14 protein-coding genes are annotated in these 15001 nt (G+C 46.8%); 10 read left to right on the forward strand and 4 right to left on the reverse strand.

Features of this window, described 5'->3' with window-relative positions:
- Position 1: 1 nt before the first annotated feature.
- The 8 genes from QVP40_RS02830 (at position 2) to QVP40_RS02865 (ending at position 9590) form a co-directional block, all read left to right on the forward strand.
- A complete protein-coding gene (locus tag QVP40_RS02830) occupies positions 2-1198 on the forward strand; it encodes a cobalt-precorrin 5A hydrolase (protein ID WP_022066991.1) in 1197 nt (398 codons plus the stop codon).
- Complete coding sequence (gene cobJ / locus QVP40_RS02835) at positions 1191-1922, forward strand: precorrin-3B C(17)-methyltransferase (RefSeq protein ID WP_022066992.1); 732 nt, start codon at positions 1191-1193, stop codon at positions 1920-1922. The genes QVP40_RS02830 and cobJ overlap by 8 nt, the downstream gene beginning before the upstream one ends.
- Positions 1915-3894, forward strand: coding sequence for a bifunctional cobalt-precorrin-7 (C(5))-methyltransferase/cobalt-precorrin-6B (C(15))-methyltransferase (locus tag QVP40_RS02840; protein WP_022066993.1), 1980 nt, complete (start codon positions 1915-1917; stop codon positions 3892-3894). The genes cobJ and QVP40_RS02840 overlap by 8 nt, the downstream gene beginning before the upstream one ends.
- 15 nt (positions 3895-3909) lie before the next feature.
- A complete protein-coding gene (locus QVP40_RS02845) occupies positions 3910-5286 on the forward strand; it encodes a cobyrinate a,c-diamide synthase (protein WP_022066994.1) in 1377 nt (458 codons plus the stop codon).
- Positions 5287-5311: 25 nt separating this feature from the next.
- The gene (gene cbiB, locus QVP40_RS02850) at positions 5312-6283 is read left to right on the forward strand and encodes an adenosylcobinamide-phosphate synthase CbiB (RefSeq protein WP_138270590.1); all 972 of its coding nucleotides are present in this window, start codon (positions 5312-5314) and stop codon (positions 6281-6283) included.
- Positions 6284-6383: 100 nt separating this feature from the next.
- Positions 6384-7427, forward strand: a complete 1044-nt coding sequence (locus tag QVP40_RS02855) for a pyridoxal phosphate-dependent aminotransferase (protein ID WP_022066996.1) — start codon at positions 6384-6386, stop codon at positions 7425-7427.
- Position 7428: 1 nt separating this feature from the next.
- Positions 7429-8952, forward strand: coding sequence for a cobyric acid synthase (locus QVP40_RS02860; protein ID WP_022066997.1), 1524 nt, complete (start codon positions 7429-7431; stop codon positions 8950-8952).
- A complete protein-coding gene (locus QVP40_RS02865) occupies positions 8949-9590 on the forward strand; it encodes a precorrin-8X methylmutase (RefSeq protein ID WP_022066998.1) in 642 nt (213 codons plus the stop codon). Before QVP40_RS02860 ends, QVP40_RS02865 begins: the two co-directional genes overlap by 4 nt.
- Here QVP40_RS02865 and pdxR read toward each other — a convergent pair.
- Positions 9587-10951, reverse strand: a complete 1365-nt coding sequence (gene pdxR, locus QVP40_RS02870) for a MocR-like pyridoxine biosynthesis transcription factor PdxR (protein ID WP_022066999.1) — start codon at positions 10949-10951, stop codon at positions 9587-9589. The two genes, QVP40_RS02865 and pdxR, sit on opposite strands and share 4 nt — an antisense overlap.
- 103 nt (positions 10952-11054) lie before the next feature.
- On the opposite strand from pdxR, the gene QVP40_RS02875 reads away from it, so the two are divergent.
- Together QVP40_RS02875 and QVP40_RS02880 are read left to right on the forward strand one after the other, a co-directional pair.
- Complete coding sequence (locus QVP40_RS02875) at positions 11055-11921, forward strand: pyridoxamine kinase (RefSeq protein ID WP_022067000.1); 867 nt, start codon at positions 11055-11057, stop codon at positions 11919-11921.
- A gap of 55 nt (positions 11922-11976) precedes the next feature.
- Positions 11977-12555 carry a GIY-YIG nuclease family protein gene (locus tag QVP40_RS02880; RefSeq protein WP_022067001.1) on the forward strand — a complete coding sequence of 193 codons (579 nt, stop codon included), beginning with the start codon at positions 11977-11979 and terminating at the stop codon, positions 12553-12555.
- 56 nt (positions 12556-12611) lie between these two features.
- Here QVP40_RS02880 and QVP40_RS02885 read toward each other — a convergent pair whose 3' ends face one another.
- The 3 genes from QVP40_RS02885 to cobI are packed head-to-tail and all read right to left on the reverse strand — an operon-like array spanning position 12612 to position 14888.
- Positions 12612-13343, reverse strand: coding sequence for an ABC transporter permease (locus QVP40_RS02885; RefSeq protein WP_022067002.1), 732 nt, complete (start codon positions 13341-13343; stop codon positions 12612-12614).
- Positions 13344-13354: 11 nt separating this feature from the next.
- Positions 13355-14197 carry an ABC transporter ATP-binding protein gene (locus tag QVP40_RS02890; RefSeq protein WP_022067003.1) on the reverse strand — a complete coding sequence of 281 codons (843 nt, stop codon included), beginning with the start codon at positions 14195-14197 and terminating at the stop codon, positions 13355-13357.
- The gene (gene cobI, locus QVP40_RS02895) at positions 14190-14888 is read right to left on the reverse strand and encodes a precorrin-2 C(20)-methyltransferase (protein WP_022067004.1); all 699 of its coding nucleotides are present in this window, start codon (positions 14886-14888) and stop codon (positions 14190-14192) included. Before cobI ends, QVP40_RS02890 begins: the two co-directional genes overlap by 8 nt.
- Between the last annotated feature and the right edge of the window lie 113 nt (positions 14889-15001).

A 15001-nucleotide genomic window follows, 5' to 3' on the forward strand; every position in this document is an offset into this window, starting at 1 on the left:
CATGAAGCTTTCCATAATCTGCTTCAGTCTTACCGGACTGGAAACAGCCATCCGGCTGAAAACAGAATTTGAGAAACAGGGACACAGGGTTTTGCTTGCGTCAAAAAGTAAATATTTAAAGGATTCCATTCAGGAATCCGTATTAAAATGGACGGAAAGCCGTTTTTCTGCCGATGACGGGATCCTGTTTGTGGGAGCCTGCGGCATTGCAGTGAGAAGCATTGCGCCGTATGTGGCGTCAAAAAAATCAGATCCGGCAGTGCTTGTGATCGACGAGTGCGGAAAATTTGTGATTTCTCTTTTATCCGGACACCTTGGGGGAGCAAATGAGCTTGCTCTTACAGCGTCAGAGATTCTCAACGCCCAGGCGGTGGTAACAACTGCAACCGACCTTCATGAACGTTTTGCAGTGGATATTTTTGCAAAAAAGAACGGCTGCGATATTATGAACATGACAGCTGCAAAGGAGGTATCTGCTGCGGTTCTGGCAGGAGAAAAGGTTGGCTTTTACAGTGAATTTCCCTGGACGGGAACGCTGCCTCAGGGGCTGATCCTCTGCGACAGAAAAGGCGTTCCTGTAAGCCCGGATGAAAAGAACAGAACAGGCAAATCACCTGGAGCGGTTACGGAAAAACAGGAAACAGGCAAACCATCTGGAGAAGTTATGAAAAAACAGGAAACGGCCAATTACGGCAGAGAAGCTCTGACAGAGGAAAGCGCCGGGGAACAGCCGGTAAGGCTTGGGATTGCAGTTACTGTCCACAAATCCTGTACTCCGTTTTTATCCACAGTCCAGGTGATCCCAAAGGCTGTTACCCTGGGTATGGGATGCCGTAAAAACAAGGATCCGGAAGGAATTGAAAAAGCTGCGGACATCTGTCTGGAACAGGGAGATATTTTTCCTCAGGCAGTGGAGCGGCTTGCAAGTATTTCCATCAAAAAAAATGAGCCGGGACTTCTGGCTCTGGCAGAAAATAAAAAGCTCCCCTTTCTTACCTTTGAGGGTGAAGAGCTTATGAAGGTGCAGGGGGAGTTTACCCCGTCAGCCTTTGTAAAATCTGTAACAGGCGCAGATAATGTTTGTGAAAGAAGCGCTGTGCTGGGTGCGGCAAAGGGGAAACTGATAAAAAGAAAATCCGGAGGGGACGGTGTTACCACTGCTTTGGCGCTCCGGGAATGGGAGGTACATTTTGAATAAAATTTATGTAGTTGGAATCGGGCCGGGAGGCTGCGATCAGATGACAGGAATTGCCATGGAAGCGTTAAAGGCCAGCGATGCCATTATCGGATATACCGTTTATGTGGATCTTGTAAAGGATACTTTTCCGGATAAAGAGTTTCTTACCACTCCCATGAAAAAAGAAGTGGACCGCTGTGTTCTTGCCTTTGAGGAGGCTGTGAAGGGCAAAGTGGTTTCCATGATCTGCAGCGGAGATGCAGGAGTTTACGGAATGGCAGGCCTGATGTACGAGGTTGGCGTAAAATATCCTCAGGTAGAGCTAGAAATTATCCCTGGAGTAACGGCTGCCCTTGGCGGAGCCGCAGTCCTTGGCGCGCCGCTGATCCATGATTTCTGTCTGATCAGCTTAAGCGATCTTCTGACGCCCTGGGAAAAAATCGAGGCCCGTCTTCTGGGAGCCTCTCAGGCAGATTTTGTGATCTGTCTCTATAATCCTTCCAGCAGAAAACGTCACGATTATCTTCAGAAGGCCTGTGATCTGATGATGCAGTACAAATCACCGGAAACCGTGTGCGGTACTGTTTCCATGATCGGAAGAGAGGGCGAGGAATACCATCTTATGACACTGAAAGAGCTTCGTGATACAAAGGTAGATATGTTTACCACTGTGTTTGTGGGAAATTCCCAGACAAAAGTGATCAATGGAAAAATGGTGACTCCAAGAGGATATCGGAATGTATAAAGTCATTGTGTTTGCCGGTACGACAGAGGGCTATGGACTCTGCCGCTTCCTTGGGGAGCATCAGATCCCGGTTCTTGGCTGTGTTGCCACAGAATACGGGGCAAAATCTCTTCAGGAGGGTGAGTTTCTTCATGTGCGCGCCGGACGTCTTACCCGGCCTGAGATGGAGGAGCTTTTAAAAAAGGAAAGGCCTCAGCTTGTACTGGATGCCACTCATCCCTATGCGGCGGAGGTGACGGAGAATATCCGTACAGCCTGCAGCAATACAGAAATTTCCTGCATACGGGTGCTGAGAAACGACAGTGAGCATCAGCAGGCGGTTTATGTAGAAAGCACAGAGGCTGCTGTCCGGTATCTGAAAGAAACAGAGGGGAACGTTCTCCTTACCACAGGAAGTAAGGAACTGAAAGCATTTACAGAAATTCCGGACTACCAGAAACGGATTTTTGCAAGAGTGCTGTCCCTTCCTTCTGTTATAGAAGCCTGCAGGGAGCTGGGCTTTGAGGGGAAAAATCTCATTGCCATGCAGGGACCCTTTTCCGAGGAAATGAACCGGGCAATGCTGAGACAGTATGACTGCCGTTATCTTGTTACAAAGGATTCCGGCAAAGCCGGGGGCTTCCCGGAAAAAATCCAGGCGGCCATTTCCTGCGGAGCAGTTCCGGTGATCATTGGAAGACCTTCCGGTGATACGGGGATTTCTCCGGGAGAGTGCAGACGCATGCTGGCAGAAAAATTTGGTTTTACATACCAGCCTCATGTTACCCTTCTGGGAATCGGCATGGGAAGTCAGGAAACCCTTACCATTCAGGGAAAAGAGGCTGTGGAAAAAGCAGATCTTATTATTGGGGCCAGAAGAATGGCAGATGCAGTGCGTCTTTCTCATCAGGATGTTTTTTATGAGTACAGAAGCAATGAAATTGCACGATATATTACAGAACATCCGGAATACGAGAGGATTGTCATTGCTCTTTCCGGCGATGTGGGATTTTACAGCGGAGCCAAAAAGCTTCTTGACCTTCTGGGGCCGGATACAGAGGTGATCTGCGGGATCTCCTCAGTGGTGTATTTTATGGCAAAGATCAATCTTTCCTGGGAGGATGCAAAGATTGTCAGCGCTCATGGGAAAACCTGCAACCTTGTGTCCCTGATCCGAAATCACAAAAAGGTATTTGCCATTCTGGGAACCGCTGACGGAACGGCGCAGCTTGCCCGTAAGCTTACCTCTTACGGAATGGGACAGGTGCTTCTCTATGTGGGAGAAAATCTGTCCTATGAAAACGAAAATATTTTTGTAAAAAAAGCCTGTGAGCTCACAGAGTATCAGGGGGATGCGCTGAGTGTAGTGTGCGCATATCATGATCAGGCGGAACCTCTGCTTTCCACTCACGGACTTCCGGATGAGGCTTTTATCAGAGGAAAGGCGCCTATGACAAAAGCTGAGATCCGTATGGTTTCCCTCGGAAAGCTGAAGCTAAAAAAAGATTCTGTCTGCTATGACGTAGGGGCAGGAACAGGATCGGTTTCCGTGGAAATGGCGCTGAGAGCTTATGAGGGAAGCGTTTATGCAGTGGAGAAAAAAGAGGATGCTCTTGGGCTTCTTCAGGAAAACAGACAGAAGTTTGCTCTTGACCATATGGAGATCGTTGCAGGAACCGCGCCGGAGGCACTGGAAGAGCTTCCTGCTCCTACTCATGCGTTTATCGGCGGTTCTTCGGGAAACCTGAAGGAAATTGTAAGGCTTCTTCTGAAAAAAAATCCGCAGGTTCGCATGGTGATCAACTGCATTACTCTGGAAACCGTAGGCGAAGCAATGGAATGCATCCGTGAACTGGAAGGGGAGGATGCTTCTGTTTCCTGGGAAACAGAGGTTGTCCAGCTGGCAGTTTCCCGGTCAAAATCAGTGGGACGCTATCATATGATGATGGGAGAAAATCCGATTTATGTGATCACCATTCAGGCTCATAAATAAAAGGAGGCGCGATCCATGAAAATACCGAGAATACTTCTGGCAGCAGGAGCCAGCGGAAGCGGAAAAACGCTGATCACCTGCGGACTTTTACAGGCTTTTGTAAACCGGGGACTGAAAACAGCTTCCTTTAAATGTGGTCCGGATTACATTGATCCCATGTTTCACAGCCGGGTGATCGGAACAAAATCAAGAAATCTGGATACCTTTTTTACATCAGAAAAAATCACCAGAGGGATTTTTCAGAAAAACGCTTCCGGCTGTGACATTTCTGTGATGGAAGGAGTTATGGGATATTATGACGGCGTAGGCGGAACCACCACAAAGGCAAGCGCCTATGACCTGGCAAGATCAACCAGTACTCCCGTGATCCTGATCGTAAACAGCAAAGGCATGAGTGTTTCTCTGGCAGCTTATATCAAGGGCTTTCTGGAATACCGGAAGGACAGCTGCATAAAGGCAGTGATCTTTAATCAGATGTCGCCTATGCTTTATCCCAGAATGAAAGCTCTGGTGGAACAGGAGCTTGGGATTTCTGTTCTGGGCTATGTGCCGAAGGCAGAGGACTGTGTGATCGAAAGCCGGCATCTGGGACTGGTGCTTCCCAATGAGATTCCGCAGCTGAAGAGCAGACTTCTGAAGCTTGCGGAAGTGCTGGAAAAATCTCTGGACATAGACGGGATCCTGAAGCTTGCAGAAAGCGCGCCGGAGATGGAAGAGGTTTCTCTTACAGCAGAATATACTCTTGAGCAGCCTGTAAGGATCGGGGTGGCAGAGGATGAGGCTTTTTGTTTCTTTTATGAGGACAATTTTAACCTGTTAAAAGAAATGGGAGCGGAGCTGGTGCCGTTTTCGCCCATACATGATAAGAGGCTTCCTGAAAATCTGGACGGACTTCTTCTGTACGGGGGGTATCCTGAGCTGAACGGAAAAATGCTGGAACAGAATCAGTGTATAAAAACTGAGATCAGGGATGCCGTAAACGGAGGAATGCCCTGTATGGCAGAGTGCGGAGGCTTTATGTACCTTCATGAGGAAATGGAGGATATGGAAGGACGATTCTGCAAAATGGCAGGTGTGATCCCGGGAAAAGTATTCCGCACACCAAGGCTTTCCCGGTTCGGGTATATTATGCTGAGCCAGCAAAAGACGGTTCTGGGAGAAAAAGACCTTGGCAGGATCCCTGCTCATGAATTTCATTATTTTGATTCAGAAACCTGCGGAAAGGATTTCCGCGCAGAAAAGCCGGAAAGCACCAGAGGGTGGGACTGTATTCATGGAACAGACACCCTGATGGCCGGTTTTCCTCATCTTTATTATTATGGAAACCAGAAGGTGCCGGAGGCGTTTCTGAAAAAATGTCTGGAATATAAAAAACAGAGACACAGCCAATAAACAGGCGCTGTGTCAGGAAGAGGAAATTTTGTTTTATCATACTATTGCCCTGACAGCAGGGTTTTTACTTGATCTTCTGATCGGCGATCCAAGATGGCTGTACCATCCGGTGTGCCTGATCGGAAACCTGATTGCCGTACTTGAAAAGGGAATCAGAAAAATATTTCCAAAAACCCAAAAAGGAGAGCTTCTGGGAGGCTTTTTGGAAGTAGTTCTGGTCTGCCTTTTATCCTTTGGGATTCCGGCAGTGATCTTATCTGTTCTGTACCGGAATGTTCCGGCTTTGGGATGCGCTGTGGAAACCTTCTGGTGTTATCAGCTCCTTGCCACAAAATCCTTAAAGGATGAAAGCATGAAGGTACATGACCGGCTTTTAAACGGAACTATAGAGGAAGCCAGATATGCGGTTTCCATGATCGTGGGACGTGATACAAAAGCCCTTACAGAAGAAGGGGTTACAAAGGCTGCTGTGGAAACCGTGGCAGAAAACTGTTCTGACGGCGTGATCGCTCCTATGATCTACATGGCCGCAGGCGGCGCCCCTGTGATGTTTCTTTATAAAGGCATCAACACCATGGATTCCATGCTTGGCTACAAAAATGATAAATATCTTTATTTTGGAAGATGTGCGGCAAAGCTTGATGATCTTGCCAATTATCTTCCTGCAAGAATTTCCGGATGGCTGATGGTAGCAGCATCCTTTTTCTCCGGAATGAACGGGAAAAATGCTGCAAAAATCTACAAAAGGGACAGAAGGAACCATGCAAGCCCCAATTCTGCCCAGACAGAGGCGGCAATGGCAGGAGCTCTTGAAGTCCAGCTGGCAGGAAATGCATATTATTTTGGAAAATTATATGAAAAGCCCACCATCGGAGACAGTCTGCGTCCGGTAGAACCAGAGGATATCAGAAGGGCAAACAGGCTGATGTACGCCACTGCAGTATTAAGTCTTGTGATCTGTGCCGGTCTGCGTCTGGCATTGCAGATTCTGCTGTAGCCATATGGGACTTCGGGAACTGTAAAGAACAGGATCCCGGAGCGGAGTCTGCAGCAGACAGATGGAAACAGGGATGAATTGACATACAGGAGACAGAAACATGAAACACGTACATGGAGGAAACATATATACTTATCGGAACTGCATGGATTTTTCAGCCAACTGCAATCCTCTTGGCACCCCGGAAAGTGTAAAACAGGCAGTCAGAGACAGCCTGGACAGAACAGGAGACTATCCCCAGGTAGGCTATGCGCCTTTAAGAGAAGCGCTGGGAGAGTACGAGGATATGGATCCCCGGCATATTATCTGCGGAAACGGAGCCGCAGAGCTTATATTTTCTCTCTGTCAGGCTGTACGCCCCAAAAAGGCCCTGATTCCTGTGCCTACATTTGCTGAATACGAACAGGCTCTCACAAGTGTGGGATGTCAGGTGGAGCATGTGCTTCTCAGAGAGGAAGACGGCTTTTGTATGCAGGAAAGTTTTATTGAGTGGCTTCACGGAGATCTGGACATGGTTTTTCTCTGCAATCCAAATAATCCCACGGGAATCCTTACAGACAGGGAATTTCTTTTTCATGTGCTGAGGCGCTGCAGAGAGCTGGGAATCCTTTTAGTGGTGGATGAGTGTTTTCTTGACTTTGTAAAAGAGCCGGGAAAATATTCTCTGAAAGCGCAGCTTTCCAGATATCATAATCTTTTTATTCTGAAAGCGTTTACAAAGCGCTATGCCATGGCAGGGATCCGGCTGGGCTACGGCCTCAGCGAAAACGAAGAGCTTCTGGAAAAGATGTCCCAGGTGACTCAGCCCTGGAATATTTCGGTTATGGCAGAAATGGCAGGGGTTGCTGCCCTGAAAGAAAATGCCTATGTAGAAAAAGGAAGAAAAACAATATTTGAGGAGGCTCCCTGCCTGAAAAAAGGTCTGGAGGAGCTGGGATTTACCGTGTATCCTTCTGAGGCAAATTATATTTTTTTCAGGGGAGAGCCCGGATTGTTTGAAAAAGGAATCCGAAACGGAGTGATCATCCGGGACTGCAGCAATTATCCGGGGCTGACAGAGGGCTTTTACCGGGTTGCGGTTCGTACGCATCAGGAAAATGAAAGGCTTCTGGAAGCTCTGAAAAAAGGTCTGGAGGGAGAATAATATGGCAAAAGCAATTATGGTACAGGGTACAATGTCCAACGCAGGAAAAAGTCTTCTTGCCGCAGGGCTGTGCCGTATTTTTAAGCAGGACGGCTACCGGGTAGCCCCCTTTAAATCACAGAATATGGCACTGAATTCTTTTATTACAGAGGAAGGGCTTGAAATGGGAAGAGCTCAGGTGATGCAGGCAGAGGCAGCAGGAATCGCCCCTTCTGTTCTCATGAATCCCATTCTTCTGAAACCTACCAATGATGTGGGCTCCCAGGTGATCGTCAATGGCGAGGTGCTTGGAACCATGAGTGCCAGAGATTATTTTAAATATAAGAAAAAACTGGTGCCGGATGTGATGAAGGCATTTGAAGCCCTTGCTGCGGAAAATGACATTATTGTGATCGAGGGCGCAGGCAGTCCGGCGGAGATCAATCTGAAAACAGAAGACATTGTAAACATGGGCATGGCAAAAATGGCAAAGGCGCCGGTTCTTCTTGTGGGCGATATTGACAGAGGCGGTGTGTTTGCCCAGCTTTACGGAACGGTAGAGCTTCTGGAACCGGACGAACGGGAAATGGTAAAAGGTCTGATCATCAATAAATTCCGCGGCGATAAAACCATTCTTGATCCGGGCGTGGAAATGCTGGAAGAAAAATGTGGGATTCCGGTGGTAGGCGTTGCTCCTTATCTTGATATCCAGGTGGAGGACGAGGACAGCCTTACAGACAGGTTTGACAGAAATCAGGAAATCGGACAGATTGATATTGCAGTGATCCGGGTACCGAGAATTTCCAATTTTACAGATTTTAATCCGCTGGAAAGCATTCCCGGCGTGTCTCTTCGCTATGTAAAGCATGCTTCTGAGCTGAAAAATCCGGATGTGATCATACTTCCGGGAACAAAAAATACCATGGAGGATCTTCAGTGGCTTCGGGAAAGCGGAATGGAGGCTCTTATCCTGAAGGCTGCGGCAAAGGGCACCCTTGTTTTTGGTATCTGCGGCGGCTATCAGATGCTTGGAGAATCTTTAAGTGATCCTTATGGAGTAGAAGCGGGAGGAACCATGAGGGGAATGGGACTTCTGCCAATGGACACTGTATTTGCAGAAAAGAAAACAAGAACCCAGGTAACAGGAAAATATCTGGACATAAAAGGGGATTATCAGCCTCTTACCGGCGTGGAGTTTACCGGCTATGAGATCCATATGGGAGAGAGCACATGGAAGTCCGGAGCCAGGGCAAGTACCTGGACAAAGGACGGAGTCACCGGACAGGAAAAAACAGAAGGAACTGTTTTTGAAAATGTGTGCGGAACCTATGTGCATGGGATTTTTGATAAAGAGGAGTCCGCTCTTGCCCTGATCCGCGCAGCCGGAAAGAAAAAAGGCATTGATGTATCTCAGATGGAGGGCGTGGACTTTGCTGCTTTTAAAGAAACTCAGTATGATATTCTGGCGGCAGAGCTTCGGAAACATCTGGATATGAAAAAAATTTATGAGATTCTGGAAGAAGGAACAGGAGGAACAGAAGCATGAAGGTTCAGCTTGAAAATGTAAAGCCCATGGATATTGAGAAACGAAGCTTTGAGATCATTACAGAGGAGCTGGGAGATAAAAAGCTGGCTCCGGGAACTGAGCTTGTGGTAAAAAGATGTATTCATACCAGTGCGGATTTTGATTATGCGGACAATCTCTGCTTTTCTCCTGAGGTGGTCGAAAAGGCAATGGCAGCCATAAAAGACGGCGCCTGTATTGTAACAGATACTCAGATGGCAAAATCAGGGATCAACAAACGCGCTCTTGCACGGTACGGCGGCGAGGTTTACTGCTATATGTCGGATGAGGATGTGGCTGAGGCTGCAAAAAAGAATGGAACGACAAGAGCCACTGCCAGTATGGATAAGGCAGCGGCCCTGAATAAAAAACTTATTTTTGCCATTGGAAATGCGCCCACAGCTCTGGTGCGTCTTTATGAACTGATCCAGGAAGGAAAGCTGGATCCGGAGCTGATCATTGGCGTTCCTGTAGGCTTTGTGAATGTGGTGCAGTCAAAAGAACTGATCATGGAGTCGGGAGCGCCTTATATTGTGGCCCGGGGACGTAAAGGAGGAAGCAATATTGCAGCCTGTATCTGCAATGCCCTGCTTTACATGATCGACAACCGGAGAGATTAAAAACTATCAATTACCTGCTTCAGAAGTCCGCAGGCAGGATGGAAGTCTCCTGTGGGCATAGAGGAGCAGGAAAGCAGCAGAGTGATGGCAGACGGGTCTTCTTTCAGAACAGTAAGGCGCAGTCCCAGAAGTCGTGCTGCTTTTTTTACAGATGCGCCGTCTGCCTGACAGGGAAGCGTAAGGGCAAGGCTGGTTCCGGCGGCTCCGATCTGAATACTGCAGTCTGTGCCAAAGGTTTCTCTGACCGTGGAAAGAAGCTCCTTCAGCTTGGCAGAATACAGCCGTTTCAGCCGCCGTGTCTGAGCGGAAAGATGACCGTCCCGGATAAACTGGCACAGGGCGATCTGTTCTGCTTTGGAAGCAGTCTGATTATAATATTCGGATTTTTTCCGGTAGGCCTCAGAAAGTCCCGGAGGAAGTATCATAAAGCTTACCCGGATAGAGGGCAGAAGAAGCCTGGAAAAAGAACCGATATAAACAACGTCATGTCCTCCCGAAAGGCTGAACAGAGAAGGCGTGGGTTTTTGGAGATACACAAATTCATTTTCAAAATCATCCTCAATGATCAGGCTTTTATGCTCTGCGGCATAGCGGATCAGCTCCAGTCTCCTGGAAACAGGCATGATCTCGCCCCATTTTGTCATGTGGGCAGGAGAAACATAAATAACTCCGCTGTCCTTGTTGCGGTATCGGACCTGGAAACCAAAATCAGAGAATACGGTGCTGCCCTGAATAAAAGAGGGAGTGGGAAAGGAAACGGTTTTTTTGTCCCGGATCAGAGGGCAGAGAATCTGCAGAAGGCTCTGGACTCCCGCGCCAACTACAATATCATCAGGTGAACAGGCAATATTCCGCTTCTGGTAAACATAGTCGGAAAGAGCCTGACGAAAATCTGCTTCCCCCTGAGGCTCTCCGTAAGTGAGAAGCCTCTGGTTTTGCCGGAGAGCGCTTTTCAGATATCGCTGCCAGAGGTCAAAGCGAAAGCTTTCCCGGTCCACGCCGGAAGAAGAAAGATCATACCTGCAGGGAGGGAGAGAAGGCTTTTCCGTCTGGCGGGGCAAAGGCTCTTTCGTGGCAATATCAGTGACGTAGTAGCCGCTCTGGGCTTTGGAAATAATATAGCCCTCTGCGGCAAGCTGAAGATAAGCGTTTTCCACTGTTGTGCGGCTTAGCTGAAGCTCCTGAGAACATTTACGCAGAGAAGGCATCCGGCTTCCGGGAAGAAGCTTCCGGGCTGTGATCAGGTTTCTGTAATGGTGGTAAACCTGGAGATAAAGAAGCTCGGGGCCGTCAGTATTTTGTGAAAAATGAAAAATCTGATTTTTTTTCTTTTCTTTTGCTGCAGACTGCTGATTTATCATAAACTGTCCCCCTAAAAATAACAAAAACTGGTTGTTTTTTGAGATACATGTTGATGATATTCTATAGCACAGCAAAGGAAAATGCAAGTTAAGGAGAAAAGCTTTGAAAAAAATTGCAGTTTTAAATGATTTATCCGGTCTGGGAAAATGCTCTCTGACAGCGGCAATTCCCGTGATCTCGGTGATGGGGGTACAGGCCTGCCCGCTTCCCACTGCCGTTTTAAGTGCGCAGACGGGATTTCCGTCCTATTATTACGATGATTATACAGAGCATATGGAAGAGATTATGGATCAATGGGAAAAAATGGATTTTCGTCCGAACGGAATTTATACCGGATTTCTGGCAGGGGATGATCAGGCGGAAATGGCTCTGGAATTTATAGAAAGATTTGCAGATGCAGATACCAGAATACTGACAGATCCCATTCTCGGAGACAATGGGATGGAATACCCCATTTATACAGAAGCCCTTTGTGAAAAAATGCGTCAGCTTGCAGAAAAGGCAAGTATGATCACCCCAAATCTTACGGAAGCGCTGCTTCTTCTTTATGGAAAAGAAGAAATGCATTGCCGGTGGAAGTATTTATCCGGCCTGGAAACAGAGGCGTTTATGGCTGAAATCCGGAAAACCGGACAGAAGATCGCAGAGAACTTTCATACAGAAGCAGTGATCACGGGAATCGATCTTTATACAAAGAGTGCAGACAAAGAGGCGGAAATGGCAAATCTGATCGTAAATGAAAGTAATTGGGAATGGGTTACGGCAAAAAAAGAAGGCGGAAGCTATTCAGGAACCGGAGATCTTTTTGCCTCTGTTTTAAGCGCGGGTATGGTGAAAGGAATGGATACTGCAGAAACCGTAAAAAAGGCAGTACGATTTATTTCCGGAGCAATCCATGATACCGTTCTTGAGGGAACAGACCGCAATGAAGGTGTGTGCTTCGAAAAACATCTGGGGGAGCTGTTGTAAAAACAGAAGTGTATGGGGAGATGCATAAAATATACTTCAGAGGATAAGGGATGATATGGATTTATCAGAATACATCAGAGAAATACTGAAAAAGATACCGGAAAAGATCAATATAAAATCTCCGGATCCCGGACAGGTAGTTATGTATCTGGTTCTGGGGATTCTGGGAGTATTTGTATTTATTACGATTATACGGCCTGTGGCATCCTTTTTCATGGACAGGAGAAAAAGGAATAAGATTATTTCCAAAGGAATGTTGTTCTGGAAAGACTTTGAAAAAAACTGGATCAGCTCCTGGAGAGGCGGGAGAGGCACTTCCGGTTATAAGTATCAGGACGGTCCCGGCTGCTACGTGATTCTTATTTATGACAATCAGCCCAGAGGACGGGGATTTCGAAGATATAAGGATGTTTATGTAGGACAGTCCATCCATGTGTATCACAGAGTTCATTCACATTTTAACGGAAAAGGAAACGGAGATGTATACGCTGATATCAAGTATGGAAGGCAGGCTTACGTAAGAATACTTCCCTGTTCGGAAAAAAGACTGAATAAAAAAGAAAAGCGCCTGATCAGGATCTTCCGCGCAGAGAAATCCTATAACAGGACAAAGGGCGGCGGAGTAAGGCGCTGACAGATAAAAGCAGGAATCCCCGAAACTGTAAAGGGAGATATTCCTGCTTTTTAAAGTTAAAGGTTTTTTTTCTTATAAATGAACCAGGATGCCCCGGCTGTAAAAACAAAAAGATAAAGGAGCAGGATCCCGATTCCGGTAAAGTTTACTTTGCCGCCACCGGAAATGGTACGGATCATCTGGCTTGTCTGGGACAAAGGCAGTGCGGCAACAGTATCGCCCAGAATGCCGGGGATTTTTTCCGTTGAAAAAAAGGTATTGCACAGATAGGCCATTGGCATAATGATATAATTGGAAAAACGGGGAACATCTGCATGATTTTTGGCCAGAAAAGAGACTACCACTCCGATTGCGGAAAATACAGCGCCGTTTAAGAACATTACAAAAAATGACCATCCATTAAAAATCAGTCCTGTTTCAATGGGCATGGTAAGGATTAAAATAATGCTTCCTGCATACAGACCCCGGAGACTGCCGCCAATGATCTGACCGGCAATAAACTGCCACAGAGGCGTAGGGGAAATCATAACCTGGTCAAAAGCTTTCTCGTAAAGACGCTGTACGTTCAGATTCTGGGCAATGGCATTAAAGCTGCCATTCATGGTAGTCAGTGAGACTACGCCGGGGATCAGAAAGTTCAGATAAGGTTCTCCATGAGACATGGTCTGAATCCCCATACCAAAAACAACCAGATACATAAGAGGAGCTATCATGGCTGCCAGAGTGATTTTATAAAAATCTCTTCGAAATTCCACCCATTTTTCCCATAAAATTGTAATTATTCCCATGCTCTTCTCCTTTATGAAGGGGACAGGTGTCTGCCTGCCCGTTCTACAAACACATCTTCCAGAGTCGTTTCACGAAGGGCTGCCTGGCATGACAGAGAAGAAAGAAAATCAATGGCTTCCTGGCGGCTGTGGAAATAATGACTTCTGGTACCTTCAGATGCAGTTTCATCCACTGTGTATTTCCCAAGGCTGTCAATCAGACCTGAAGGAGTATTGACCTCTTCCAGTTTTCCATGATCCATAAGAGCCACGCGACCGCAGAGGGACTGAGCTTCCTCCATATAATGGGTGGTAAGAAGGATCGTAAGATTTTTACCGTTCAGCTGACGCAGGAGATTCCACATCTGTCTTCTGGAAAGGGCGTCCATACCAGCAGTGGGTTCGTCCAGAAGCAGGATTTCAGGTTCTGTAAGAAGGGCCCGGCAGACCATAAGCTTACGTTTCATTCCTCCGGAAAGTTTACGGACAGTACGCTTTCGGAATTTCAGAAGATCACAGAAATCCAGAAGTTCTTCTGTACGGCGGCGGATTTCTTTTTTGGGCATAAAATACAGCCGTCCCTGATATTCCATAATCTCATCCATATTCATATCCTGGCGCATGGAATACTCCTGGGTGATTACACTGATTTTGCGCTTCAGATCAGGCCGGCTTCTGGTAAGTGTCTGTCCGTCAATAAGAATTTCGCCCTCTGTGGGAAGGAGAAGGGTGGACAAAAGACTGATGGTCGTTGTTTTGCCTGCCCCGTTTGGGCCAAGAAGTCCGAAAAACTCACCGGACTCAATTTTCAGATTCAGATGATCTACAGCAGTAAAGCTGTCAAAGGTTTTTGTAAGATTTTTTGTTTCAATCATGTGAATTTTTCTTTTCTTTGGCAATGATCAGAGAGTAATAGCCTGCATCGTCAGGAATCTCTTCCACACTGCGATAAATATGCTCATTTTCCATACCGCAGTTTTCTACCATCATAACATCACGGTTACTCTGGGCAAGAATTTCTTTTACCTGATTCATTTTCTTCCCGGATTTCATCAATATGTAATTGCCGGATTCGCTTAAGGTACTGTCCAGACGATGAACGGCGGGGACAATATGAAGCTGTTCGTTCCATTCGGAAAGAGGAATATTCAAACGTGCCGCTGCAGCGCAGAAAGACGTAATACCGCTGACAAGCGCTGTGGGATAACCGTCCTGCTCCACACGCTTCTGAAGATAAGAAAAGGTGGAGTATACACAGGGATCTCCCAGAGTCAGAAAAACAATATTATTTCCCTGTTCCAGATGAGATTCCAGGGTTTGGGCTCCTTTAGCATGATTTCGTTCCAGTTCCTCCAGATCGTGGGTCATAGGCATATAAATGGGAAGAAGTTCCTTTTCTGCCAGTTCCGGCACTGCCTGTACTGCAATTTTGTAGGCAACTGTCTCTTTTGGATCAGCTCCCGGTACTGCAATGATTTTATTTTCACGGATCAGGCGCACTGCTTTCAGCGTCATCAGTTCCGGATCTCCCGGTCCCACACCTACGCCATATAAAGTTCCTTTCATGTCGTTTCCTCCTTGTAATTTGCAAAATTTCTTATATTATACAGAAAAAACGATAAATTTGCAATCGGAGATAAACTTGAGTTTCCGCAGTTTTATCCACAGTCACCTGTTTT

Source organism: Blautia sp. CAG:257 (assembly GCF_000433815.1).
Taxonomy (GTDB): Bacteria; Bacillota; Clostridia; order Lachnospirales; family Lachnospiraceae; genus Blautia_A; species Blautia_A caecimuris.

Excerpts from the sequence above, each read along its gene's own strand:
- QVP40_RS02830 (WP_022066991.1), top strand. The coding sequence starts at position 2 with ATGAAGCTTTCCATAATCTGCTTCAGTCTTACCGGACTGGAAACAGCC.
- QVP40_RS02840 (WP_022066993.1), top strand. The coding sequence starts at position 1,915 with ATGTATAAAGTCATTGTGTTTGCCGGTACGACAGAGGGCTATGGACTC.
- QVP40_RS02845 (WP_022066994.1), top strand. The coding sequence starts at position 3,910 with ATGAAAATACCGAGAATACTTCTGGCAGCAGGAGCCAGCGGAAGCGGA.
- QVP40_RS02855 (WP_022066996.1), top strand. The coding sequence starts at position 6,384 with ATGAAACACGTACATGGAGGAAACATATATACTTATCGGAACTGCATG.
- QVP40_RS02860 (WP_022066997.1), top strand. The coding sequence starts at position 7,429 with ATGGCAAAAGCAATTATGGTACAGGGTACAATGTCCAACGCAGGAAAA.
- QVP40_RS02865 (WP_022066998.1), top strand. The coding sequence starts at position 8,949 with ATGAAGGTTCAGCTTGAAAATGTAAAGCCCATGGATATTGAGAAACGA.
- pdxR (WP_022066999.1), bottom strand. The coding sequence starts at position 10,951 with ATGATAAATCAGCAGTCTGCAGCAAAAGAAAAGAAAAAAAATCAGATT.
- QVP40_RS02880 (WP_022067001.1), top strand. The coding sequence starts at position 11,977 with ATGGATTTATCAGAATACATCAGAGAAATACTGAAAAAGATACCGGAA.
- QVP40_RS02885 (WP_022067002.1), bottom strand. The coding sequence starts at position 13,343 with ATGGGAATAATTACAATTTTATGGGAAAAATGGGTGGAATTTCGAAGA.
- QVP40_RS02890 (WP_022067003.1), bottom strand. The coding sequence starts at position 14,197 with ATGATTGAAACAAAAAATCTTACAAAAACCTTTGACAGCTTTACTGCT.
- cobI (WP_022067004.1), bottom strand. The coding sequence starts at position 14,888 with ATGAAAGGAACTTTATATGGCGTAGGTGTGGGACCGGGAGATCCGGAA.